The following is a 24,924-nucleotide window of genomic DNA, read 5'->3' as shown; positions in this document are numbered from 1 at the left end:
AAGGATTTTATTGTCGAATGTCGAATAGTTACGATGTAGTTTTATGACATAACATGTCGAAAGAAACATACGAGTACATAGCAGTGGAGGATTAGAAAATGAAATCATTATTAATTGCAGAAGATGAACCTATACTGCGCATGCTGATCATGGATACGCTCGAAGACGAGGGATACTCGCTTGAGGAAGCAGCAGATGGGGAAGAAGCATTGGAGAAAATTAAGGCAACCGATTTTGACTTGATTATTCTCGATTACATGATGCCAAAAATGACGGGAATTGAAGTTATCGAAAAAACGCGGCAGCTTGAAGAACGGTTGCAATCCAAAATATTAATGCTCTCTGCCAAAAGCCAGCAAGCCGAGCAGGAGAAGGTACGCCTAGCTGGCGCCGACGGATTCATGTCCAAACCTTTTAGTCCATTAGAGCTGATCGACAAGGTAGAGGAGATGCTTCGTGGCTAAGCTTCGGCATTATTACAAAAAAAGCATAACGCGACGTTATATGTCGATGATGATTATTGCATTAACGCTCATTTTGGTTGGTGCTATTTTTGTGCTGCTCAGCACCGTTTCGATTTTAAGAGACTATCAAGCCAAAACCTCTCAGATGAGGATGAAGCAGGAGCTTGTCTCGCAAGTTGCGGATCATTCCAATGAAATTATTTTGCGAGCACGCGGCTATTACGTTTATTTATCGGATTTTGAATACAAGCAAATTTTTAGCGAAAAGGCATTGCTGGACAAAGCTTTGGATGAAATCAAGAAGTTCCCGCTTAGCGCATCGGAAAAAGAGGTTATGAAAAATATCGAATCCTTCTTCACGAATTACTTCCAAAACTTATTGCCAAAAGCGATTGAGCTGTCCAAGGCCGAGGATTACGCAGCGCTTCGCGTATTTGTATCGGCGGGAGAAGACAATCCCGTCAATAAGCTTATTAGCTATTCCCGTGATTTTGAGACGCAAGCCCGGCTAATCAGCGAGGAGAAAAGCGATAAGCTCATTCAAAGCCTCTCCTTCCAAGCCTTATTATTTATTGGTTATATCATTCTCATTCTCATTTTATCGTTGTTCATCACAAGGAAGGTCGCTACCGATATCGGAGTGCCGCTAAATAAGCTGACTTTGCATGCTCGCCGCTTTGCAGAAGGAGAACATATTGAGCTCGATGATTTGTCGAGAGAGGATGAGCTTGGCGAGCTTTCGCGCACGTTCCAAAGCATGATGACCCAAATTCAAAGTAAAGAGGAAGAGCTGCTAGCTCAGAATGAGGAGCTGATCGCGCAGCAGGACGAGCTTCAGGCACAGCAGGAGGAGCTGCAGTGCGCGGTTGGTCTAATGGAACAAAACGAGAAGTATTTGGAGAAGCGCAATCAACTTGTGCAATCTCTCTCCAATACGCTTGATCAGCAAGAGCTGCTGCAGAGCATTATTTCAAACATTGTTGCCATTACGGAGTCCGATAAGGGCTTGATTGTCATGATGAACAGGGAGCATCATTATGCTGCTGTCGGTATTTCCGAGGCAGCTGCCTTACAATTTATTGCTAGCATTGATGAGGGCATCGTGGTGCGCGCAGCCCAGACGAAGCAGTCGTACAGCATGGTTCGGGAATGTTCGTTCGCTGAACAAGGCTATCATAAGGAGCAGATGCGGGCAACCGATCTGATCTTGCCTATTTTAAACGCCGGCGAAGAGATGGTGGCCTGCCTGGTTATTACGAAAGTGAACCGGGCGATTGCGAAGCAGGAAGAGGATGAAATCGTTGGCATGATGACGCAGGTCTCGCTCGCCTTCGATAAGCTGCAATTATATGAGCAATCCGAGAAGCAGCGGCTAATGACGAGCGATATGCTGAACACGATTCAGGAAGGCATACAGTATGTAGATTTGGATGGAACGACGCTGCAAATCAATCGTAAAATGTCGGAGATTTTCGGATTTTTCAATCAGGATGAAGAGTCGATTCATTTGCCATTCGGTCAATTTAAATCGCTCATCCAATCCTCGATTGTGGATTCGGAGCCGCTTCTTCAATTTATGGATGCGCTCCTAACACATGGTCATTTAAATGGACAGCACAGCATTAATTACGAGATTACGGAGCCGGAAAGAAGATTTATTCAAATTTATTGCGAGCCTTTGTATCGCAACGGTGAAAAATTTGGTTTATTGCTTGTTCATCGCGATATTACGAAGGAATATGAGGTTGATCGGATGAAGTCCGAATTCGTCAGCACGGTAAGTCATGAGCTGCGGACTCCGCTCGCCAGCGTGCTGGGTTTTGCTGAGCTTCTGCTGCATCGTGAGCTTAAGCCGGAACGCCAAAGAAAATACGTGACGACCATTCATCAGGAAGCAAGACGTTTAACGACATTAATTAATGACTTCCTCGATTTGCAAAGGATGGAGTCCGGTAAGCAAACCTATGAACTCAAACGCATTCATTTAACGCCATTAATTAAAGAAGTTATTGATATGCAGCGAATGGCAACTGACCAGCATCAAATTACGTGGCAAGATGAAGCACAAGAAGCGATTGTTGTCGCTGACCGCGACAAAATGCAGCAGGTATTTATTAACTTGCTAAGCAATGCAGTCAAATATTCGCCTAACGGCGGTGAAATCAAAATATTTAGCGGCATTAAAGATCAAAATATCGTCATTCGATTAGAAGATCAGGGGCTTGGCATTCCTAAGGATGCGCTGCCGAATCTATTTAATAAGTTTTACCGAGTTGACAACTCGGACCGGAGAGAAATCGGCGGCACGGGACTGGGGCTAGCGATCGTCAAAGAGATTGTCACTAGACATAATGGCAGCATTGAGGTTCATTCTGAGTTTGGCCAAGGAAGCACGTTTGTCGTTACCATACCAATTGCGGAACAGCAAGTACAGCTGCCAAACGAGGAACAGCGGGAGCTTTCGGTCACCGAATCTTCCATTCATGTAATGTTAATCGAGAACGATCATAACTTATCAGCCTTGCTTAGCGATGAATTGCGATCCAGCGGCTATCAAGTCCATCTGTTCACTGAGGGCAAAAAAGCAATAGAAGCGATCGAGCAACTCAATCCGGATATTGTTGTGATCGATCTTATGCTTGAGCCAGGAATAACGGGCTGGGATATTATCGGCAAAATCAAAAAATCAGATGTGCTCCTGAACAAGCCAATCATTATTTCCAGCGCTTTTGAGGAGAAAGAGAAGGCCGCGCAATGGGGAATTAAGGAATTTTTAGTGAAGCCTTATTTACCCGGCAAACTAAGTGCAGCCATTTCGCACATGCTGCGTTAATTAAGGAGCTTTTTTCATGAAAACCGATAAATATAAACAGCTGATTCAGCAACGCATTTTACAAACGATTGAGGATTGGTCTGGCCAAGAGACTGTGGAGGAGCAGGAGATTCACCGTTTTTTCCACAATCTCAAGGGGACCAGCGGGACGATAGGTTTATTGGAGGTTGAGAAGTTTTCCGAAGCGAAGGAACTGTTGTTTTCCGAGAAGAGCAGCAAGGAGCTCCCGCGCGAGGAATGGTCGCAGCATCTGCTGCCTTTAACGGTTTTGTTTCCTCATGTACCGGAGCGGTTAGTGGGGGTGGAAGACACATCTCCTGTATGTTCGACTACATTTGAAGACCAAAGCATCTACCGCGATCGGGTGCTCGTCATTGATGATGACGTTGATTTTGTGACTTACGTCAAAGAGGTTTTGGAGCAGCAAAACTATCCGGTGAGCATCGCTCTTAATGCAGAGCGGGGTTTAAAGCTATTTTACGAATGGAAGCCGAGTCTCATCCTGCTTGATATCGTATTGCCCGACAAAAGCGGCATGTATGTGCTAAACCAAATTGTCGACAAAGCGCGGCAGGAGCATATTCCCATCATTATGATCAGCGGTAATTTCTCGGTCGCAAATCAAATCCATGCTTATCGCTCCGGCGCGATGGATTTTCTTGCAAAGCCCTTTGACATTGAGCTTCTCACTGCCCTGATCGACAATCGTTTCGCCATGAAGAAGGACTGGGAGCGCTCAATTATAATCGACGAATTGACTGGCGCGTACAATCGGAAACATTTTAACCAAATGATGCGGCATCATATAGAGAGCTTTAAGCGAGAGAGGCAGATTTTCACGCTGGTCATGCTCGACCTAGATTATTTCAAGCAGGTAAATGATAATTACGGCCATATCAAAGGGGATGAAGTGCTGCAAGCGTTCGTCGCTACAGCACAAGCTGCTATTCGGCCGCAGGATATTCTTTGTCGATATGGAGGAGAGGAGTTTGCCCTAATTCTTCCTAGCACGGATGCTTTGCAGGGAGCGCTTCTTGTCGAACAGTTGCGAAAGAAATTTAATGCGATTAAATTCGAAACGAACGACGATTGCTTTCAAGTTACGTTCTCTTCCGGCATCACCGAAATATCGAACGCGAACAGCCATACCGAGTCGCTCGTAGAAGAAGCCGATCAAGCGCTCTACTGCGGCAAGCGGGGGGGCAGAAATCAAACCGTCGTCTACTCTGATGAAATGAACGAAGCCAAAATCGATACGTTCTTAAACGTAATCATTGTTGATGATGACGCGCTCATTAGAGAAATTGTGATCAACCGATTCTCCAGCTGGAAGCCGGCAAACCATGCGAAGGTGCAGGCATTTGAGTACGCCGATGGCATGTCCTTCCTAAACTCGGATTGGTATAAAGAGGGCGAGAAGTATATCATTTTGCTCGATGGCTCGATGCCGGATTTGGACGGTTTAGAGGTATTGACCCGGCTTCGTGAAAGCTATCCCGAGCAGCAGCTGTTGATCGTTATGCTCACGGCCCGCAACAATAAAGCGGATATCGTTCAGGCTCTGCAAATCGGCGCGGACGATTACGTGGTTAAGCCGTTCCATATGCAGGAGCTGGTGCTCCGTATAGAACGGCTGGCAAGCCGTATACTAGGCTAATGAATCTAGTTATCTACCAAACCGCATATCGCAACACAGACTAAACGATCCTTAGAAACGATTCTAAGGATCGTTTGTCGTATAGCGAGAGTAAGCATTGGTAGATTAGATTTAGCAGGAAAAGCTCCATCTAATTTTCTACTGACAAGGCAAAAACAGCATTTAGATGGAAAATCTCCCGATAATCGGATCATATCCACCGAGATTGGGCGAATAACGAATAATTAACGGGAGAAATTCCTTCAAATTATAATTTTCAGTAGTTTTAGCTTAAATAAACGGGAGTTTTTCCTGTTAACTAGCTTTAAAAGGTTTCAACGCACTTAAATAAAGTTGCAAAGACACCAAAAAGGCACTGAAAACTCCACTTTTCAGTGCCCTCTCAGTCAGAGCGCGGTTTTTTTATGTGATAAATTTTGTTTTCAAGTAAAGAATCCTGATTAGCGCGTCGTCACGACGGGCAGTTCTACTACGGTTTGCGGGTATTTGTAATCGTTCCGGTAGCAATTTGTCTCTGAATCGTACGTAGATTGCGAGAGCTTATGGGAGATAGCAAAAATAGACAGATTCGGATTGACATGAAGGGAAGACTCGAAAAATGAGCATCTCTCGAAATTGAATTCCAGCGTTGTAATAATAATGACACAGTTCGTAAACGTACAGCCAATAAAGCTAAATCCGTCAAACACAATCGTTTCGTTCGTAAAATGTTCATTCGCTATTGTATTCATAATCAGCGCTCCTATTCTGTGGTGGGACAACCTAACAAAAATACTAACAGATACTAGACGTGATGTTTGTCGGTTGATGCAGCCCAAATGAAATAATTAACGACATAAATAGCGATCATCCGATTCCGCAAAAAATGTCTATTGCCGAGGTGTTCATTCTTCTAGCTGACCGTTATAATATTTGGGAGGAGGAATCGTAGAATGAGAGCGGATATTTTAAAGCCAGGCGACGAAATTCGGATTATATCACCTTCACAAAGCCTTTCCTTAATTGCGCCAGAACATATAGAGCTTGCTAAGCTGCAGCTTGAGCAGCTTGGTTTTGTCGTTACCTTCTCCAAAAATAGCTCAGAATCCGATTCCTTTATTTCTTCTTCCATTCCATCGAGGATTGAAGATTTGCATGAAGCGTTCCTTGATCTTTAAGCAACGCCATTTATGCCGAAACTGGTTTAATTTCATATGCCGGGCCTTGAAGGCGCGATATTATTTTTAGAGGACGACTATGAATCGGTTATATGACGAGAGAACTGATGACCTTAATTATCGCTTCCAAAAAAGAGCTGGCACATATTCCAGTTATTGCTGATGCCGATTTTGGACATACTTCGCCAATGATTACGTTCCCAATTGGTGGACTAGCGATTATAAACGCAGAGGAATCCGGCATTTCCATTACGATTTCCGATCAGTAGTGAATGCTAGAAATAGAAGGAGGAATAACGATGGATATCACGGTTTTCCAAGCATCGCTTGAAGACGTAGAAGAAGCGGCAGTCTTATTTGATCAATACAGGTTATTCTATAAGCAGCAATCCGACCTTGCGGGGGCAAAAGCTTTTATGGCTGCCCGTTTGGAAAAGAATGAATCCGTCTTATTTATAGCAAAGGATCGGACAGCGAATCAGGCCATCGGCTTCACGCAGCTTTATCCGTCGTTTTCATCGATATCGATGCGGGCATCCTACATCTTAAATGATTTATATGTGCTCGATCAGTATCGCGGCCAAGGCGTTGCTCAGCTTCTCCTAGGCAGCGCCAAGCAATATGCCATTGCCGCGGATGCAAAAGGACTAGAGCTTGCAACAGCAATCGATAACGTAACGGCGCAGCGATTGTACGAACGAAATGGTTATGAGAAGGATGAAGCGTATTTTCATTATTATTTAACGCTATAAAATAGGCTCATTAAACGAAATGGCAGAGGTGCACAAATGGAATCAAAAAGAATAGCTGCTGAAAAAGCGGCAGAGTTTGTTAAGGATGGCATGATCGTTGGACTCGGAACAGGCTCAACCGCCTATTTCGCTATCCAAAAGCTCGGGCAGAGAGTAAAGGAAGGGCTATCGATCAAAGCGATCGCAACGTCCAAGCAGTCTGAGGAATTAGCGAAAGAGGTTGGAATAAGCTTGCTTCCGTTTGCGGAAATCGAAACGATCGATCTTACGATTGACGGTGCTGACGAGGTAGATGAGGAGTGGAATCTCATCAAAGGTGGCGGAGGCGCGCTGCTTCGCGAGAAAATCGTTGCATCCGCAAGCAAGCAGCTGATCATCATCGTTGACGAAAGCAAGCTGGCTCGACAGCTTGGCGCATTCCCATTACCGGTGGAGATCGTGCAGTTTGGACATGAATTGACAATTAAAAAGCTGCGCAAGCTCGGTGCTGATCCTGTTCTTAGGCAAGCTGGGAATGAACCGTATCTGACGGATAACGGGAATTACATCGCGGATTGCCATTTCGGCACGATTGCACAAGCGAAGGAGCTTCATCAAACGCTCAACCTCATCCCAGGAGTCGTAGACAACGGTTTATTTGTTGGGATGGCAACGCATGTTTTCGTAGGTTATCAGGACGGGACCGTTCAAGAGCTTCTAAAATCATAACGTCTTTTCTGGGAAAAACCTTGATTGACCACGTTAGTGGCCGTTCAAGGTTTTTTTGCATTTTAGCTGCGGAACGACTGTCTGGATGATTAAACCGGCTGCGAGATGTTAAAGCTTAAGATTGAGTAATATTGTAAAAAAATAGGATCAAAAATCATCTTATGTCGATTGGTCGGTGGAGAAATGGCGTTTAGAGGGATTAAAAAGCTGAAAGCGAAGCCGATTCTGTCGGGTCCAAGTCAAACATTGGACAAGCATAAGGGTGAGAAAATTAGTGTCCGCATCGAGGATACGATTACGTTTATCAAAAGTATTTTGGGATCAAATGAGGATTTGACGATCCGGAATTTTCATGTATTTGGGCAGCATCCGGCAGCCATTATCTATTACTCAAATATGATCAATCAAAACACGGTGAATTCCGATATCGTTAAGCCTCTCATGTATATTCCTCCGCATCTGATCGGTCGATCGATCGAAATAACTGAACTCAAGGACGTCTTGCTTAACGATGCGCTCTATCATAGCGAAAGCAAACTGGAAGGTGCGCTCACCACTCTCATCGAGAGCATTTTGAAAGGCGAGACCGTCATAATCGTTGAGGGATTAGAAGAAGCTTTATTGATCGGCACACGAAACATCGATAAGCGCGCTATTGATCAGCCAGCAACTGAGCAGGTCATCAGAGGGCCGCGCGAAGGATTCATCGAACCCCTCGGCACGAATATATCGCTTATTCGTTACCGGCTCCAGTCGCCTGATCTGCGCATCCAGACGATGGAAATCGGGCGCAGAACCAAGTCGAAGGTCGCTATCTGTTACATGGATGGCATTACGAACCCTGAGCTTGTTAAGGAGGTTAATACGCGACTGTCCAAAATCGATATCGACGGGGTGCTGGACTCAGGTTATCTTGAGCAGTTTATTGAGGATAATCATTATTCACCATTTCCTCAAGTCCAATATACGGAGCGTCCGGATAAAGTCGTAGCGAATTTACTCGAGGGCAGAGTTTCGATCCTAGTTGACGGTTCTCCGCTGGCACTGGTAGTGCCGACCGTCTTCAGCCAGTTCTATCAAACGGTAGAGGATTACACCGAACGGTTCGTCTTGATGAGCTCGATTCGGTTTGCCAGGCTGATTGCTTTAATGTTCTCCTTGATCTTCCCGTCCATCTATGTCTCGATTATCTCTTTTAACCCAGAGCTTATTCCGACGGAGTTTGCGGTTGCCGTAGCTGGAGGAAGAGCAGGGGTACCATTTCCAGCTGTAATTGAAGTCATGATCATCGAAATTTCAATGGAGGTACTGCGGGAAGCAACGATTCGACTGCCGCAGCAGGTTGGGGGCGCGCTATCCATCGTTGGCGTGCTGGTCATCGGGCAAGCAGCCGTGGCAGCTGGATTTTCGAGTCCCATTACGATCGTTATTATCGCCTTAACGACAATTGGCTCATTCGCTACTCCTGCTTATAATGCGGCGCTCGCACTTCGGCTGCTGCGGTTTCCGCTAATTATTATGGCGGGGACCTTTGGCCTTTACGGCGTAATGATTGGTCTAATCCTGATAGCCAACCATCTGCTTTCGATGAAATCTTTTGGCGTGCCTTATCTAAGCCCGCTGATCCCCGCAGAAATTCAAGGCTTCAAGGATCTGCTCGTTAGAGGACCGTTATGGGCGATGAGCAAGCGGCCTTCTTTCCTTCAGCCCGTAGATCCAACCCGAATGGATAAGAGTACGAACGAGGAGCTAAAAAACTCGAACACCAATGTGCTTGATCCAAAGAACGATAAAGATCAACAGGAGGGGTAGCTTATATGGAATCTCGCCAGATTACCGTCATTCAAGCCGCTGCCATTCTCGTCAGCACCATTATCGGCGTAGGCGTGCTTGCGCTGCCGCTGTTTGCCGTAAAAGCGGCAGATTCAGCTGCTCCGCTTGTAACGCTGCTCGGGATGCTGCTTGCTTTTTTTGGTTTAGTGCTCATTACGATATTAGGGATGCGGTTCCCAGATAAATCGGTGACGCAATACAGCGAAGAAATTATCGGTAAAGGACTCGCTTGGATCGGAAGCATACTAATTATCGCATTCTTTGCGGTGCTAACCTCATTGACGGCGCGGGAATTTGGCGAGGTGGTCGTGACTTCGGTTCTGCGCTCAACGCCAGTTGAAGTGACGGTTATCGTCATGCTTCTGCTCGCAGCTATTTCTACTCGAAATGGAATAATAACGTTTGCTTATATTCATACGTTTTATTTTCCGCTGCTTATTGTTCCGGCCCTGATAATCGTTGCGCTTTCGCTGAAAAATGCTGACTTGATCAACTTGCTGCCCGTATTGGGGAACCAGCCAACTGGGATGGTGACGGGTACGCTAACTATTGCTGCATTGTTTCAAGGGTCATTCGTATTAACGGCTGTTATTCCAGCGATGAAAAAACCTGAGAATGCGATGAAGGCAAGCGTGTGGGGCATGGTTATTGCCGGAGGCTTGTATTTTGTCATCGTGATCGCAGCGGTAAGCGTCTTTGGAGCAGAAGAGATCAAGCAGCTGCTTTGGCCAACGCTCGAGCTCGCAAAGGCGACTTCATTGCCTGCAAACATTTTGGAACGGCTGGATGCGGCATTTTTAGCTGTATGGGTTACGGCTGTTTTTACAACGTTGTTTTCGAGTTATTTTTTGACCATTCACTCGATGAGCAAGCTATTCCGACTGCGTGAGCATAAATTGTTCTCGTATTTCCTGCTGCCTATCGTATTCGTCATGGCAATGCTTCCACAGAGCATCGTAGAAATGTATGAAATCATTGAAAATGTCGGCCGAATCGGGCTATACATTACGATCATCTATCCAGGCCTATTACTGCTTATATCGATCCTTCGCAAGAAGAGAGGTAATCGTGTTGAGGACAAAAAAGTGGATCAAAACGGGTAAACTGTTTTGCTGTGTGGTTATGATAGTCCCCTTCATAACAGGCTGCTGGGATCGATTGGAAATTGAAGAGCGAGCCGTTGTGCTTGGGGTATCGATTGATACCGCAAACACCGAGGAAGCAAGCCGAGAGGAGGACGAGGTTGCGCATGTGAGCGGATCGATACCGGCACCCGCAGTAGGGATGGTGCGCGTTGCTGTGCAAATCGCCCTTCCGGGCAGAATTCCGCTGGGTCCAGGTGAAAGCGGAGGAAGCAGCGGCTCCGCCGAGCAGACCGTCTGGGTCATTGATGTCGTTGGCCACAGCATTGATGACGCGTTCATGAATTTGCAGCAGCAGGTTTCAAGCAGACTCTTTTTTGGCCATCTACGGGTTATCGTGGTTTCGGAAGCCGTAGCCAAAAAAGGATTGGAAAACGTAAATGATTATTTTCGGCGCAATCCCGAGGTCCGAAGAATGGCTTGGATGATGATCTCCAAAGGAAGAGCGATTAAATTTATGAAGGCTGCTCCTAAGCTTGAGCGAGTGCCAACGCTTTATTTGATGTCTACCCTTGATGAAGGGATGAGAATGGGGAAGTTCCCGAAAGATTATATCGGAATTTTTTGGAGCAATGTTTCGAAGAAGGGGCAAGAAGGATTTTTGCCATATGTTGAAATGAAAAAAGAGCAAAACGTGGAGATAAAAGGACTTGCTTATTTTGTTGGCGAACATTTGGTTGGGGTAACGAAGCCGCTTGAAATCGCCGGATACTTAGGAATAAAAGGGGTGAATCCTGCCGGTTATCGCGTGTTCATTCAGCTTGATAATTCATCGGATACCATTATGACCAACACGACGTATCGAAAATCAAAAATTAAGGTTCACATTAAAGATAATATTCCTCATTTCACGATTAAAGTAGCGGTCGAGCTGAATATGGAGGAGAAGCTAAGCGAGAAAAGCAAACTAAATAATCCAGCTATCTTGAAATTGTATGAGAAAAAGCAAGAAGAGGTATCCGTGAAGTTTTATTCAGATATCATTAAAAAAACGCAGCAGAAAGGTTCCGATATATTCGGATTTGGTGAATACATTAGGGCCATGCAGCCGCAATATTGGAATAAACATATCAAAACGGCCGAGAAATGGCGAAGCGTATACAAGGAATGCGAGTTTGACATTCACGTGTCGATGAAGCTGCGCCGGATTGGGATGAAAGCTCAATAGTGGCTTTGACGGAAAAATAATGGAGGCTGCCAACGTATGATTGCCAATGGGTATACGATCAGTTATCTCAACTACGCTATTTTCCTATGGATCATCAGCGGGATCCTTATCCTTCTATATGACGTAAAAGGGTTCAAACTAGCGGGATTAATCAAGGAACGCAAAGTTTCTAGTTTTATCGGCTGGTTTAATCTGGTGACGGGCTGCGTTTTGTTGTTAGGCGAAATGGTGCTGCAATAAAAACGAGTTCATGTCATAATGAAACGAAAAAGGAGGAATTCAGATTGAACGATACGATCAAAATGCTGTTGAACCATCGCTCCATTCGTTCTTATAAGGACGAGTCCCTTACGGATGAGCAAATTCATCACATCGTACAAAGCGCGCAATCAGCAGCCACGTCGAGCTATGTGCAAGCATATACGATAATTGGCGTAAAAGATGCTTCCAAGAAAGAGAAGCTCGCTGAGCTTGCCGGAAACCAAGCCTACGTAGCCAAAAACGGGCACTTTTTTGTATTCTGCTTGGATCTGCACCGACTGGAATTAGCCGCTGAGCTGGAAGGGGCTGCAGCCGAGCAAATCAAACAAGCATTAAATTCCACGGAAATGTTTATGATCGGCGTTATCGATACGGCGCTTGCCGCTCAAAATGCCGTGATAGCCGCGGAATCGATGGGTCTTGGCATTTGCTACATAGGCGGATTAAGAAATCAGCTGGATGAAGTATCAAAGCTGCTGCAAACGCCGAATCGGGTTGTTCCGCTCTTCGGGTTAAGCGTCGGCTATCCCGCCAATCAGTCGGATACGAAGCCGAGATTGCCGCTTGCGAACGTCTATCATGAGGACTGCTATAATCAGGATCAAAGCGAGCTTGTTGATCAATTGCAAGCTTACGATCAAGTCATTTCCAGCTACTATTTCGAGCGGACGGGCGGTGTCCGCAAGGATCGCTGGTCGGAGGCGATGGCAAAGCTGCTTCAAAATCCAAAACGGCTTTATATGAAACGTTTCTTAAACGACAAGAACATACCCTTAGAATAAGCGTTGCAGCCTATGCTAAGGGTATTTGGCTTTGGATCTTCTAACGGTATAAATCCCTCTTAAATGTTAACATGGGTTGCATCTGTAATCGGTTCTAGACGGGCTTTGCCGCCTTTGGACATCCATTTGTTTTTCCATTTCATTTGCATCGCCGTCAATAAGATGAGGGAGCCAAGAGTAACGAAACTTAGAATCAGGAAGCCTGATGTGTATGATCCTGTGGATTGATAGAGCTTTCCAAGAATAAGAGGGAGCGCATAGCCGCCTAAGCCCCCAGCCGCACCGATGATTCCGGTCATGAGGCCCAGCTCGTTGCCAAAGCGCTGTGGAACGAGCTGGAATACGGATCCGTTTCCTGCGCCAAGACACATCATCCCAATGAAGAGCAGCGTGATTACGACCGGAAGCGCGGGCAAGGAAGCTATTGCAGCAAGCATTAAGCCTGCGCCGCCATATAGGATGGTCAGCATGCGAGCGCCGCCGATCCGGTCCGATAGATAGCCGCCGATGGGTCTAAAGAAGCTGCCTGCGATCACGCAGAAGGTTGTGAAATCGGCAGCTCTAATTGGGGATAATCCGTATTGCGTATTGAAGAAGATCGTCAAATAGTTGGATAGGCCAACAAATCCGCCAAAGGTTACGCAGTAAAAAGCGCAGAATACCCAAGCGTCGCCTTCTTTTAATACTTGTGCGTATTGCGAGAGTTTCTTCGGCGCAGGGCGGTTCGGGCTATTTTGGGCGAATATTGTAAAAATGATAAGGACTAGGACAATCGGAATAATTGCAAGTCCAAAAACGATTTCCCAGCTTCCGTAATGCTGTGCCAAGCGGTTGGCGAACAGGGTCGAGATCACGGTGCCGCTATTGCCAGCTCCGGCTATCCCCATCGCAAGTCCTTGATGCTCCTTGGAATACCACTGGCTGGCTAAAGGCAAAGCTGCCGCGAATGAAGCGCCGGCAACTCCAAGCAACAGAGCAACGACATAAAGCTGATTGAGGGAATCTACGAATTGCCAGCCCATGATTAAAGGAACGAGCGTAAAGAGCATCCCGAATTGTGCCGTTCGTTTGGGGCCTATATAGTCGGTCATGAAGCCAAGCACCAAACGAAGTATGGAACCGCCTAAAATCGGTAGAGCTACTAGATTTGCTTTTTCGACTGGGTTCATCGGATAATCAGCCGCAATAATAACACTTAAAGGACCAATCAACACCCAAATCATAAAGCTCATGTCAAAATACAAAAAAGCGCTGAATAAGGTGGGCTTATGCCCGCTTTGCCAAAACCCTTTCCTCTCCATACCAATCTCTCCCTTATCTACTAGAATAAACCTAAAAAGCCGCAATCCGTCCTTGTAAAGGAACGAAAAGCGGCTTCATTGCCATGAGCAGCACATCATTGTGCGACCTCGTATTTATGGGATCACATACATTGTAACCCCAACTCGAATTATAGATTCGCGTAATATGTATGTCAATATACATTACACAATAATATTTTTATTTAGATTCAGTTTTTATGCGTTATGTATATTGACATGAATTTCAACATGAACTACTCTAAGACTAATAGAACAAGTGCAGCACAGTGGCGTGCTTACACTTACGGCAATGATGCCTTTTCCCCAATTGAGGGAAAGGGCTTTTTCTGTCCATTTTTGCTCAAATCATTCGCTGGGAGGGATAACATGTCGGTCTTACATACAGACCAATCGCTGTCGGCTTCCGTATCGATTGCCGTAATGAAAATGACCAAAGATATGAAGGAGCCGACCAATGAAACGGTACCATTAGAGGATTGCTTGTCAAGAGTGCTTGCTAATGATTTTGAAGGGCCATTCTCCTTGCCGCCTTTCCGCCGTGCTGCTATGGACGGATATGCGGTATGCGCTGCCTCATCTGCCGGTGCATGCAAGGAACGGCCTGTACAATTGCAGGTTAGAAGTGAGATTCGCCCGGGACAAAGCGAGAGCAATAATGAAACTGAGCCGGGATTGTTGACAGCGGTTCGTATATTCACAGGTGCGCCTGTGCCGGCGGGCTATGATGCCATTATCATGCAAGAGGCAGTGCAAGAACGGAAGGATATGCTCGGATTTCCTTCCATTCAGATTGATCGTGCTTGTCCAAAAGGACAGCATATTGCCGAGAAGGGTGAGGATGTGCCGAAGGGCATGAAGGTTTTATACCGTGGAACGGCAGTCAAAGCAAAGGAAATCGCAATTCTCGCCTCTTTTGGAAAAACCGAAGTGCATGTATTCAAAAAACCTTCCGTCACGATCATTCCTGTCGGAGACGAATTAGTATTGCCAGGCGAGAGCTTACAGTCCGGTCAAATTTACGACGCTAACAGCTTTATGGTTGGTGCAAGGCTGCGCGAGCTTGGCGCTGCTGTCATACGCAAGGCGCCCGTACCCGACTGTCGGAAAACGATCGAAGACGCGCTAAGGTCAGCGCTTGAGCAATCGGATCTCATCGTAACAACAGGCGGAGTTTCAGTTGGCGACTATGACTTTGTAAAGCTGGCGGCCGAAAGTGTGGGTGGAGAGCCATTGTTTACTAAAGTAGTAATGCGGCCCGGTACACCAACCTCAGCCTATCGCTTTGGAACCAAGCTGCTAATCTGCTTATCAGGAAATCCGTCAGCTTGCTTCGCTGGCGTCGAGCTGCTGCTTCGACCTACTATTTTGAAGGCGGTAGGCAGAAGTGATTACAGGTCCGAGTGGATGGAAGGCCGGTTAATCGAAGCTATAGCTAAACCTTCGCCATATCCAAGATACGCAAGAGCTTTTGTCTATCGTGCCGAGAGAGAATGGATGGTTGAGCCGCTGCACCATGATAAATCCGGCAATGTGGCAGCTTTCGCCAGAGCCAATGCGATCGTACAAATTCCGGCAGGCGGGGCAGGGGCATCAGCCGGTCAGGAGGTTCGTTTCGTTTCGATTATGATCTAGGAAATTGCACGAGTGGATGTGAGCATAGATGAGTAGAGAGAAACTAATTGTGATAGGCAATGGTATGGCAGGGATCAAATGTGTTGAAGAAATCATTAAGCTAGCGCCGGAGAAATTTCAGATCACGGTTTTTGGCAATGAGCCGCATCCGAACTATAACCGCATTTTGCTATCCAAGGTGCTTCAAGGGGATTCTTCGATTGAAAGCATCGTCATTAATGACTGGTCTTGGTATGAGGAGAGGGGAATTCGCCTATATACAGGGGAGACCGTCAACCACATTCATACGGATTCTAAGTATATAACGACCATATCGGGCATTCGTGCTGAATATAACAGCCTGATTATCGCAACCGGCTCTTCTGCGTTCATTCCACCAATAGCAGGCGTTCATAAGTCTGGCGTCATTTCCTTCCGCAGCATTAAGGATTGCAAGACGATGATGGATTATGCAAAAAAATACAAAAAGGCAGCTGTCATTGGAGGCGGCTTGTTGGGTCTTGAAGCTGCTAGAGGCTTGCTCCATCTTGGCATGGAGACAGATGTCATTCACAATGCACCTTACTTAATGAACCGCCAACTCGACCGAATATCCTCCGATATGCTTCGAAAGGAATTGGAAGAGCAGGGCATGCGATTTTGGCTGAGCAAGGAAACGGAGAGCATAACCGGATTAAATCGCGCGAAAGGCATCCGCTTCACAAACGGCAGCACGTTAGAAGCTGATTTGATCGTCATTTCCGTCGGAATCAGGCCGAACGTCGAGCTTGCCAAACAGAGCGGCATCGCTACTAATAGAGCGATCATGGTAGACGATTTTATGCGAACGAGCAAGCCTCATATTTATGCGGTCGGAGAATGTGCGGAGCATCGTGGCGTTGCATATGGCTTAGTTGCGCCGCTGTATGAGCAGGGAAAAGTGCTCGCGAAGAGCATATGCGGCAATCCGTCGGAGCCTTATTTGGGTTCTGTTCCATACGCTCAACTCAAGGTATCGGGAGTCGAGGTTTTTTCGGTAGGAGAGATCCGCCAAGAGGAAGCTGAGACTGCAATCCAGCTGTATGACGGCATTCGCGGAACCTACAAAAAAGTGACGATGAAAGGCGGAGCGGTTAGCGGCGTAATTTTGTTCGGTGACACGGCGGAAGGAATGTCTTTGCTCGACTTAGTGAAGAGAGAGGCGCCCGTGACGGAGCTAAACCGTCCTTCTGCCGAAGGAGGAAGCAGCGGTCCTGGTGCTTTAGCCGAAATGATGCCCGATCGTGAGACCGTCTGTGTCTGCAACGCGGTTCAAAAATCAGCGATCATGCGCGCGGTAACCGAGGATGGACTGCAAACGACCGATCAAGTTCGAGACCGTACGAAGGCTTCCAGTTCTTGTGGCGGATGCAGGCCTATGGTTGCAGCCATCGTGCAATATGCTCTGCGCTATGGCAAGGGTGAAGCTGCAGTCACGGCTTTCCCCATCTGCGGATGCACGGCTGTTAGCCATGAACGGCTTAAGGAAACGATTGAAGGCAAGCCACTAACAGCAACTCATGAATTAATGGCCGCGTTAGACTGGAAAAGCTTGTCTGGATGCTCCATTTGCTCGGCAGCAATCCATTATTATTCAGCGTTGTATCATCCACAAGCGGCCGACCTAACTAGTAACACGACGGATGAATGCCGCTTCAGCCTCATTGCCGAACCTTTAAGCCCGGGCACAAAGAGCAAAGCTCCCACTGAATTTGATTCGATATACGTCAGAACAAAGCTTCAACAAAGCTGCGGAGGCTTGCTTTTCCCCGCACCGGTGAAGGCAGCTATTACCTCGTCCAGCATTCACAATCCTGCCGGTGTACTTGTTCAAGATATCGGCATTACCGGGGCGCCTGCCGGCTGGGAAATCTATGGCGGCGGGCATGCAGAGCATCCAGTTAAGCAAGGGCAGTTGATCGCCATAGCAGAGTCGGACGCAGTAGCTTTATCGCTTTCTGTAGCTTACCTTCAGCTTTACCGGGAACGTGCCGAATATGGCGAAGCGGTCTGGAAGTGGCTGGAGCGAGAAGGGATTATTGAAGTCAGAGAGCAATTACTTGATACGACCTACCGTATGGCGTTAGCAGGCAGAGCACGTGCTGCGGCCATAGGGAAACAAAGCAAGGAAGGGCTTGGTGTAGGGATATGCAGCAGTCATTGAAAACGGCGATCAGGAAGGAAGCAGGTTACATGATGGATACGCAATGCCCATTTTGCAGCGTGCAGTGTAAGATGCGCATCACGAAAGAGCTGCCCGTATTAGGCTCGAGCAGGCCATCCTATATGATTGAAGGTATTCCGAACGCAGCTTCAGAGGGTCGGTTATGTGTGAAGGGGATGAATGCGCATCAGCATGCAACAAGCATGGATCGTCTTCTACAGCCATTGGTTAAGAAGGAGGGGCAGCTCGTTCCCGCAACATGGGAGGAGGCTTTATTTGCGATAAGCAGGAGGTTTCAAGACATTAGCAAGGAGCATGGCCCCGATGCCCTTGGCGTATACGGCGGGGGTTCGCTAACGAATGAGAGCGCCTATCTGCTTGGCAAGTTCGCAAGAGTAGCGCTTGGAACGAAATATATCGATTACAACGGCCGGTTTTGCATGTCGGCAGCGGCATCTGCAGGCAACAAAACGTTTGGCATCGACCGGGGATTGACCTGCCGATTGGCCGATATTCCGCTAGCTCGCTGCATTATTTTGGCAGGAACGAATATAGCCGAATGCCAGCCAACCTTGATGCCTTATTTCAATAAGGCAAAAGAAAATGGAGCGGTCATTATCGTCATTGACCCGCGAGTTACAGCTACGGCTGCGATTGCCGACATCCATTTGCAGCTAAAGCCCGGCACGGATGCCGCGCTTGCCAATGGTCTTCTTAAGGTATTGCAGGATGAGAAGCTGATGGACGAAACATTCATTGCTAATCGAACAAATGGGTATGCAGAATTGAAGGAACATTTGGCTTCTGTTCAATTGGATGAGGTTTCAAATTTAACCGGCTTGAAGGTAGAAGCTATTCGTAAAGCCGCACTGGCCTATGGCCAAGCGGAAACCGGCATTATTTTCACAGCCAGAGGCGTTGAGCAGCAGACTGACGGCCACGTGGCGGTACGGAATTTTTTGAACCTAGTGCTCGCAACGGGAAAAGTCGGCAAGCCGGGCTGCGGCTATGGTGCCGTGACGGGTCAGGGCAACGGACAGGGCGGGAGGGAGCACGGGCAAAAAAGCGATCAATTGCCCGGATACCGGAGCATTGAAGACGAGCAGGATCGCGCATATGTTGCCGGCGTATGGGGAATTGATCCTTCCGAGCTGCCTCGAAAAGGCGTATCGGCTTATGAAATGATGGAGCTTGTTCATCAGCGCGTCATTCGTTCGTTATTCGTAATGGGCTCAAATCCAATCGTCTCTAATCCAAATGCAAATTTGGTGGAGGAAGGCTTGCAAAGCTTAGATTTCTTAGTCGTTGCGGATATGTTCTTATCTGAGACGGCTAGACTAGCCGATGTCGTGCTTCCTGTCACGGCGTATTTGGAGAATGAAGGCACAATGACCAATCTGGAAGGCCGTGTGCTCCTTCGCGAAACTACGATTGCAGCACCGGGAGAGTCCATGCATGACTGGGTTATATTGTGCCAAATTGCTGAAGGAATGGGCAAGCAGCTGTATTTCCCCTTTGAATCAGCCGAGCAAATATTTGAGGAGCTGAAACTTGCAAGCCGAGGCGGCCTGGCAGATTATTATGGCATAACTTATGATCGACTGCGGCGTGAGGGAGGCATCTATTGGCCTTGTCCATCAACCGAGGTTAAAGGCAATCAAGGAATGATGTTTGCGGAAACGTTTGCTCATACGGATGGAAAAGCGATTTTTATGCCTGTTTCCAGTCGACTGCCGCAGGAGACGCCTAGCGATGACTTTCCGCTCACGATGACGAACGGGAGGGTGTTGACTCATTATCTGACCGGTGTCCAAACGCGCAGAAGTCCATCATTAGCCGCTCGGAATATCGAGAGCTATATCGAGATTCATCCTAAAACAGCGAAGAAGCATCGTATTGAGGATGGAGAATGGGTAGAGGTTACCTCGCGCAGCGGCAGCTTCAACGTGCGAAGCCGCATCACAGATAAAATCAGGGAGGATACCTTATTTGTTCCCATGCACTGGGGCGGCGTACAGAACGTTAACAAGGCGACGAGTCCCGAGCTTGATCCCCACTGCAAGATGCCTGGCTTCAAAACCTCGGCCGTTGCGATAAGTTCGCTCCGCATTCAGAAGTAGAGAAAGGACCATTAGGTGCAGCCATTATAGGCGCCTAGCGGTCCTTTCTTGCGGTCAGGCTTGACACATGGGTCGCGCGTGGTTTACAACCATATACAGAGGTGATAGGCATGAGCGTGATTCGACTCGAAAACGTAACGAAAAAATATGAGGATACTCTTATTTTTCGCGATATTTATTTTCGTATAAGCAAAGGGGAACGGATCGGACTCATCGGTAGGAACGGAGCAGGAAAATCGACTGTTTTTAAGCTTATTCTGGGCAGGGTAGAACCTACGGCGGGAAAAGTGGAAGTAGATCCTCAGGTCAAAGTGAGCTATTTCTCCCAATTCTCAGAGCTAAGCGGCAATCGATCTGTCCAGCAGGAGGTAGAGCAGTGCTATGAGCATATTTGGAGCATTGAACGTGAGCTGGCTGAGATCGGAGAGAAACTTGGCGCCGTAGACGACGATGGTGAAATGACACGTCTTCTTGATCGCCAAGCGGAGCTGTTTGAGCAAATGGAGCATCATGATGGGTGGAACGCTGCGATCGAGATCGATACGGTGCTGACTAAGCTTGGATTCGACGAGCATTCGCGGAAGCAGCCAGTTGACCAGCTATCCGGGGGCTGGCGCAACCGAGCCGCATTAGCCAAAATGCTGATTGAGCTGCCGGATGTCGTTTTGCTCGATGAGCCAACAAACTTTTTGGACATTGAAGGGCTGACGTGGCTGGAGCAATGGCTGCATCGCTTTAACGGCACGATGGTGCTTATTTCTCATGATCGGCAGTTTATCGACCGGGTGGTTACCCGCACCATTGAAATCGAAAACTATCGTTTCCAAGAGTATGAAGGAAATTATACCGATTATATTCGCAAGAAAAAGCTGCGCAAGAAAGAGCTTGACCGGCAGTTTGAATGGGAGGAAGAGCTTCTGCTCATGGAAGCGGAGGAGATCGACAACAAGTCGCAGAGGAAATCGTCCAAGGATCGTCTCTCGCGCAAGCTGGCTGATATGAAGAAGCGAGTGGAGCCCCATCCGGTAAATGTTCTCATTACCGATATTTATGAAAATTTGCGTTTCCCTGACCAGCTATGCCAAGTGGAAGCGATCAGCAAGAGCTATGGAGATCGCGGGATATTTCAAAATGTCAGCTTTGATATTCAGAAGGAGGACCGCATCGCCATTATCGGCTCCAACGGCAGCGGGAAATCCACTTTAATCAAGGTGTTCACGGGCCAAGAGCCTGCGGATTCAGGCGCAGTACGCTTTAGCAAGGGCGTCAATTTTGCTTTTTTCAACCGGATGTGGGACGAGCTGGATCAGAAGGATACCGTCAGCCATGCCGTTAACGTCTATGGCCTTGGCCTTGACGCTCCGCGAAAAAAAGTAAATAAATTTTTGTCGATGCTCCAGTTCTCGGAGGCTGATCTTCATAAAGTCATCGGAAATCTGTCGGGCGGTCAGCAAGCGCGGGTCGCATTAGCGAAATGCCTGCTCTCGGGAGCTGAGATTATCGTGCTGGACGAGCCGACTAACCATCTCGATCTGACTAGCATCCAGGTAATGGAGCAGGCATTGATTCATTTTCCGGGGGCCGTGGTCACCGTAAGCCACGATCGCTTCTTTATCGATAAAATAGCGACCAAGCTCCTTACCTTTGAGCAAGGCGGCACGATCTCGCAGCAAAATGTATAACTAGGTTGAAGCATGAGCAATGGAGATGAGGATGCTTGACGACTTTTTATCAATTAAATACGATCTTTATCAGCATGGTGATGGAAGCTATTCCTTTCGTCTTAGTCGGCGTCCTTATTTCCGGATTTATTCAAACGTTCTTGAAAGAGCAATGGATTGCTCGTATCATGCCGCGTAATCGATATCTGGCTACAATATTGGGCTGTGGAATCGGCATTTTCTTCCCTTCCTGCGAGTGCGGGATCGTGCCCATTACCAAACGATTAATCAATAAGGGGATGCCCTTGCATGCCGGCATTGCCTTTATGCTGACCGGACCGATCATCAACCCAATCGTGTTGTTCTCTACCTACATTGCCTTCGGGAATGATTGGCAGATGGTCGGCATTCGCGCAGGCTTATCGATCGTCGTAGCCTTCACCGTTTCGATCGTTCTCTCCTTTATGTTCAAGCAGCTTCCATTTCGCGTGCAGGACGGCCAAGCTGCAGCAGCTATCGAGCAGGGGACGGAAATGGCGCTCGGCGCTCGCATGCCGCTAGGCAAGAGGCTTTATGAGGTTGTCGTTCATGCCATCGAAGAGTTTTTCTCCGTCGGAAAATATTTGGTGCTCGGAGCTTTCATCGCCGCATGCATGCAGACATTCGTGCCAACTTCCTATTTGCTGCATCTAGGCAGCAATCCGGTTACTTCATCGCTGGTCATGATTGCTCTTGCCTTTATCATTTCGCTTTGCTCGGAGGCGGATGCTTTTATTGCGGCTTCCTTCAGAAGCACATTTACGGTAGGGTCACTATCTGCATTTCTCGTATTTGGGCCAATGATCGATATTAAAAATACGCTGATGCTTCTCGGGACATACCGCACTAAGTTTGTTGTAGCGTTAATCGCGCTCGTAGCGCTCTTTACGCTCGCCGGCTCGTTAATCGTAGGGAGGTTATTCGGATGATTCGATTTTTTATATTATTCGGATTTTCTTTCATGTTTTTCATGCTGCATTATACCGGAGATATCAATAAGTATATCAACATGAAATATGCCTACCTATCGATTAGCGCCGTTGTCATTATGGGACTGTTAAGCATTTTTGAATTTGTGCGCGTCTCACGCCAGCAAATTGCCGAAGAGAAGAAGCAGGCAGCCGCACCTGAGAAGGAATGCCGTCACGATGATCATATGGAGCATGACTCGCATGCGCATGAACTCGCTCACCATGATCACAATCATCAGCATGGGCACGCTCATGATCATGGCCACTCGCATGGCAATGATACGAGGCTCAAACGGTTTTTCAGCTATCTCATCTTATTCGTGCCGATCTTTACGGGCCTTTTCCTGCCGGCAGCTGCGCTAGATTCAAGCTTCGTAAAAGCAAAGGGCTTTTCCTTCCCGAGCTTTGAGGAAAACATAGAGAAAAACGTTGGCGCCCATCAATTTCTAAAGCCCGACTCAAGCGTCTTTTATCGCAAGGACGATTATATCAACGTAAAAAATAAGGAGCTGGCACAATTTATCGACCGTCCTTCCGTCATTCTATCCGATTCGGATTATTTGAAAGGGATGGAGGTCATCTACAATGCACCGGAGGACTTTATGGACAAAACGATCGGATTTGATGGATTTGCTTATAAAGGACAGCAGGTAGACGGGAATCATTATTTTATTTTTCGGTTCGGCTTCATTCATTGCGTTGCGGATTCAGGCGTATTCGGGATGCTGGTTGAGTTTCCAAAAAATACGCAAATCAAGGACGATGATTGGGTGCATGTAACAGGCAAGCTAACCTGGGAGCTTTACCAGCCTTTTAAACAAACGATACCGGTATTAAAGGTAACCGATTGGAAGTCCATTGAGGAACCAAAGGACCCTTACGTTTATCGCACAACTTAAATAGGAAAAGACATGAATAAGCCAGCCTGCATAGGCTGGTTTTTTTGTGTGCCTATATGGTTTTATTTTACATTTTAAGCTTATTTAAACCTTGTTTGGAAAGTCATTTTTAAGACAGTCGCCTTCATATACTACGGTAACCGCGTATACCGTCGAACTTTGTCCACCATGCTTGACCTGCCAAGAGAAGGGGAGGGAGGGTGATGCAATTTTGTATATCCGAGGAGCTGGAGCTGACAAGATCGGTCATCAGGGAATTTGCAGAAAGCGAGGTAACAAGGCGAGCAGGCGAACGGGATGAGCTAGAACAATTTGAAAGGAAGCTGTTTAATCGGGTAGCGGAACTCGGATTAACAGCTATTCCAATCGATGAAAGCAGCGGCGGCGCCGGGAGCGATTGGTTGACGTATGCCGTTGTACTAGAAGAGCTTTCCCGGGTGTGCGCATCGACTTCCGCTTCATTAGCTGCACATACCGTTTATGCGGCGTGGCCCCTATATAAATTCGGCAGCAAGGAAACCCATTCGTTATTTCTTAAAGAGCTTGCGAGCGGTTCTAGGCTTGGAGCATGCGCGCCTCTGAGTAAGCAAGGAAACAACAGCATAAGAGCTCACAAAACCGGGCTGGACTGGGAGCTGAACGGCGGACATTCCTTAGTTCTGCAAGCGGAGGCTGCAGATCACTGCGTGGTCTATGCCCAAACCGGATCGGGAAAAAGGAAAAACGATTATAGTGTGTTTCTAGTCGAGAGCGGCACGTCCGGCTTCATTGTAGGCAATAAAGTGAGCAAGCTTGGCTTGCGCTCCTTTATGACCGCGGAAGTTACATTTGAGCATTGTATCGTTACGGCAAACCATCGAATAGGACACCTTGGGCAAGGACAAGAAATAGCAACATCCTTAATCGATATAAGCCATATTAGCGCGGCTGCGCAAGCTGTAGGGATCGCTCAAGGGGCGCTTGAGGCTGCTGCTGCTTATGCCAAGGAGCGCAAGCAATTCGGATTGTTGATCGGAAAACAGCAGGGCATTTCATTCAAGCTGGCGGATATGTCCGCCAAAACCGAAGCTGCACGGCTGCTCACCTATCAGGCAGCATGGCGCATGGACGAGGGCTTAAGCTGCGGAAGGGAAGCGGCGCTTGCCCGTAGATTTGCGGCAGACACGGCAGTCGCAGCAGCAATTGAGGCGATTCAAATTTTTGGCGGTTACGGCTATATGCACGAATACCGGATGGAGCGTTACTTAAGGGATGCCAAATGTTTGGAAACCGAAGTCGGAACCGGTGGGATGGAGACCGATTTGTTTTACCGCATGCTGACGGAATAAGGAGGCGGTTCCA

At 47.4% G+C, this 24,924-nt stretch carries 20 protein-coding genes and 1 pseudogene; 19 read left to right on the top strand and 2 right to left on the bottom strand.

Annotation, left to right across the window (positions count from 1 at the left end; genetic code table 11):
- Positions 1-98 precede the first annotated feature (98 nt).
- Genes A7975_RS05280 through A7975_RS05270 form a run of 3 tightly spaced genes read left to right on the top strand, consistent with a single transcriptional unit; the run spans position 99 to position 4,954 of the window.
- Positions 99-464, top strand: coding sequence for a response regulator (locus tag A7975_RS05280; RefSeq protein ID WP_053376108.1), 366 nt, complete (start codon positions 99-101; stop codon positions 462-464).
- Positions 457-3,297, top strand: a complete 2,841-nt coding sequence (locus A7975_RS05275) for an ATP-binding protein (protein ID WP_082197980.1) — start codon at positions 457-459, stop codon at positions 3,295-3,297. Before A7975_RS05280 ends, A7975_RS05275 begins: the two co-directional genes overlap by 8 nt.
- A gap of 16 nt (positions 3,298-3,313) precedes the next feature.
- Positions 3,314-4,954: a GGDEF domain-containing response regulator gene (locus A7975_RS05270; RefSeq protein ID WP_065384394.1), complete on the top strand. Its 1,641-nt coding sequence runs from the start codon at positions 3,314-3,316 to the stop codon at positions 4,952-4,954.
- A gap of 440 nt (positions 4,955-5,394) precedes the next feature.
- Here the strand turns inward: A7975_RS05270 and A7975_RS05265 are convergent, their stop codons facing one another.
- Positions 5,395-5,685, bottom strand: coding sequence for a hypothetical protein (locus A7975_RS05265; RefSeq protein WP_053376105.1), 291 nt, complete (start codon positions 5,683-5,685; stop codon positions 5,395-5,397).
- A gap of 201 nt (positions 5,686-5,886) precedes the next feature.
- Here A7975_RS05265 and A7975_RS33510 point away from each other — a divergent pair.
- The 9 genes and pseudogenes from A7975_RS33510 to nfsA all read left to right on the top strand — a co-directional run.
- Positions 5,887-6,105, top strand: a pseudogene (locus A7975_RS33510) (LD-carboxypeptidase); the annotation flags it as partial.
- 98 nt (positions 6,106-6,203) lie between these two features.
- Positions 6,204-6,380: a S66 peptidase family protein gene (locus tag A7975_RS33505; RefSeq protein ID WP_141680205.1), complete on the top strand. Its 177-nt coding sequence runs from the start codon at positions 6,204-6,206 to the stop codon at positions 6,378-6,380.
- A 30-nt stretch (positions 6,381-6,410) separates the two neighbouring features.
- On the top strand, positions 6,411-6,863 hold the full coding sequence (locus tag A7975_RS05255; RefSeq protein WP_065384392.1) for a GNAT family N-acetyltransferase: 453 nt from the start codon (positions 6,411-6,413) through the stop codon (positions 6,861-6,863).
- 36 nt (positions 6,864-6,899) lie between these two features.
- Entirely contained in the window at positions 6,900-7,571 is a 672-nt protein-coding gene (gene rpiA / locus A7975_RS05250; RefSeq protein WP_065384391.1) for a ribose-5-phosphate isomerase RpiA, read from the top strand.
- Between the two features lie 183 nt (positions 7,572-7,754).
- Positions 7,755-9,383, top strand: coding sequence for a spore germination protein (locus A7975_RS05245; protein ID WP_082197979.1), 1,629 nt, complete (start codon positions 7,755-7,757; stop codon positions 9,381-9,383).
- 5 nt (positions 9,384-9,388) lie between these two features.
- Entirely contained in the window at positions 9,389-10,507 is a 1,119-nt protein-coding gene (locus A7975_RS05240; RefSeq protein WP_053376102.1) for a GerAB/ArcD/ProY family transporter, read from the top strand.
- The gene (locus tag A7975_RS05235) at positions 10,473-11,714 is read left to right on the top strand and encodes a Ger(x)C family spore germination protein (RefSeq protein WP_141680204.1); all 1,242 of its coding nucleotides are present in this window, start codon (positions 10,473-10,475) and stop codon (positions 11,712-11,714) included. The genes A7975_RS05240 and A7975_RS05235 overlap by 35 nt, the downstream gene beginning before the upstream one ends.
- Before the next feature lie 36 nt (positions 11,715-11,750).
- Positions 11,751-11,954 carry a CLC_0170 family protein gene (locus tag A7975_RS05230; RefSeq protein WP_053376100.1) on the top strand — a complete coding sequence of 68 codons (204 nt, stop codon included), beginning with the start codon at positions 11,751-11,753 and terminating at the stop codon, positions 11,952-11,954.
- A 44-nt stretch (positions 11,955-11,998) separates the two neighbouring features.
- Positions 11,999-12,757, top strand: a complete 759-nt coding sequence (nfsA, locus tag A7975_RS05225) for an oxygen-insensitive NADPH nitroreductase (protein ID WP_065384389.1) — start codon at positions 11,999-12,001, stop codon at positions 12,755-12,757.
- A 59-nt stretch (positions 12,758-12,816) separates the two neighbouring features.
- On the opposite strand, the gene A7975_RS05220 is transcribed toward nfsA, so the two are convergent.
- Complete coding sequence (locus tag A7975_RS05220) at positions 12,817-14,058, bottom strand: nitrate/nitrite transporter (protein ID WP_065384388.1); 1,242 nt, start codon at positions 14,056-14,058, stop codon at positions 12,817-12,819.
- 387 nt (positions 14,059-14,445) lie between these two features.
- Here A7975_RS05220 and A7975_RS05215 point away from each other — a divergent pair, with 387 nt between their 5' ends.
- The 7 genes from A7975_RS05215 to A7975_RS05185 all read left to right on the top strand — a co-directional run bounded on the left by A7975_RS05215 (position 14,446) and on the right by A7975_RS05185 (position 24,911).
- Complete coding sequence (locus A7975_RS05215) at positions 14,446-15,711, top strand: molybdopterin molybdotransferase MoeA (protein WP_065384387.1); 1,266 nt, start codon at positions 14,446-14,448, stop codon at positions 15,709-15,711.
- Between the two features lie 28 nt (positions 15,712-15,739).
- A complete protein-coding gene (gene nirB / locus A7975_RS05210; protein WP_065384386.1) occupies positions 15,740-17,893 on the top strand; it encodes a nitrite reductase large subunit NirB in 2,154 nt (717 codons plus the stop codon).
- On the top strand, positions 17,878-20,013 hold the full coding sequence (gene nasC, locus A7975_RS05205) for an assimilatory nitrate reductase catalytic subunit NasC (RefSeq protein WP_065384385.1): 2,136 nt from the start codon (positions 17,878-17,880) through the stop codon (positions 20,011-20,013). Before nirB ends, nasC begins: the two co-directional genes overlap by 16 nt.
- A gap of 110 nt (positions 20,014-20,123) precedes the next feature.
- Entirely contained in the window at positions 20,124-21,695 is a 1,572-nt protein-coding gene (locus A7975_RS05200; protein WP_065384384.1) for an ABC-F family ATP-binding cassette domain-containing protein, read from the top strand.
- Between the two features lie 35 nt (positions 21,696-21,730).
- Entirely contained in the window at positions 21,731-22,642 is a 912-nt protein-coding gene (locus A7975_RS05195; protein WP_082197977.1) for a permease, read from the top strand.
- Entirely contained in the window at positions 22,639-23,583 is a 945-nt protein-coding gene (locus A7975_RS05190) for a TIGR03943 family putative permease subunit (protein WP_065384383.1), read from the top strand. Before A7975_RS05195 ends, A7975_RS05190 begins: the two co-directional genes overlap by 4 nt.
- A gap of 203 nt (positions 23,584-23,786) precedes the next feature.
- Positions 23,787-24,911: an acyl-CoA dehydrogenase family protein gene (locus A7975_RS05185; protein WP_065384382.1), complete on the top strand. Its 1,125-nt coding sequence runs from the start codon at positions 23,787-23,789 to the stop codon at positions 24,909-24,911.
- Positions 24,912-24,924 lie beyond the last annotated feature (13 nt).

The organism is Bacillus sp. FJAT-26390, from assembly GCF_001682865.1.
Taxonomy (GTDB): Bacteria; Bacillota; Bacilli; order Paenibacillales; family Paenibacillaceae; genus Pristimantibacillus.
This window is presented reverse-complemented; position numbering and strand designations above follow the sequence as displayed.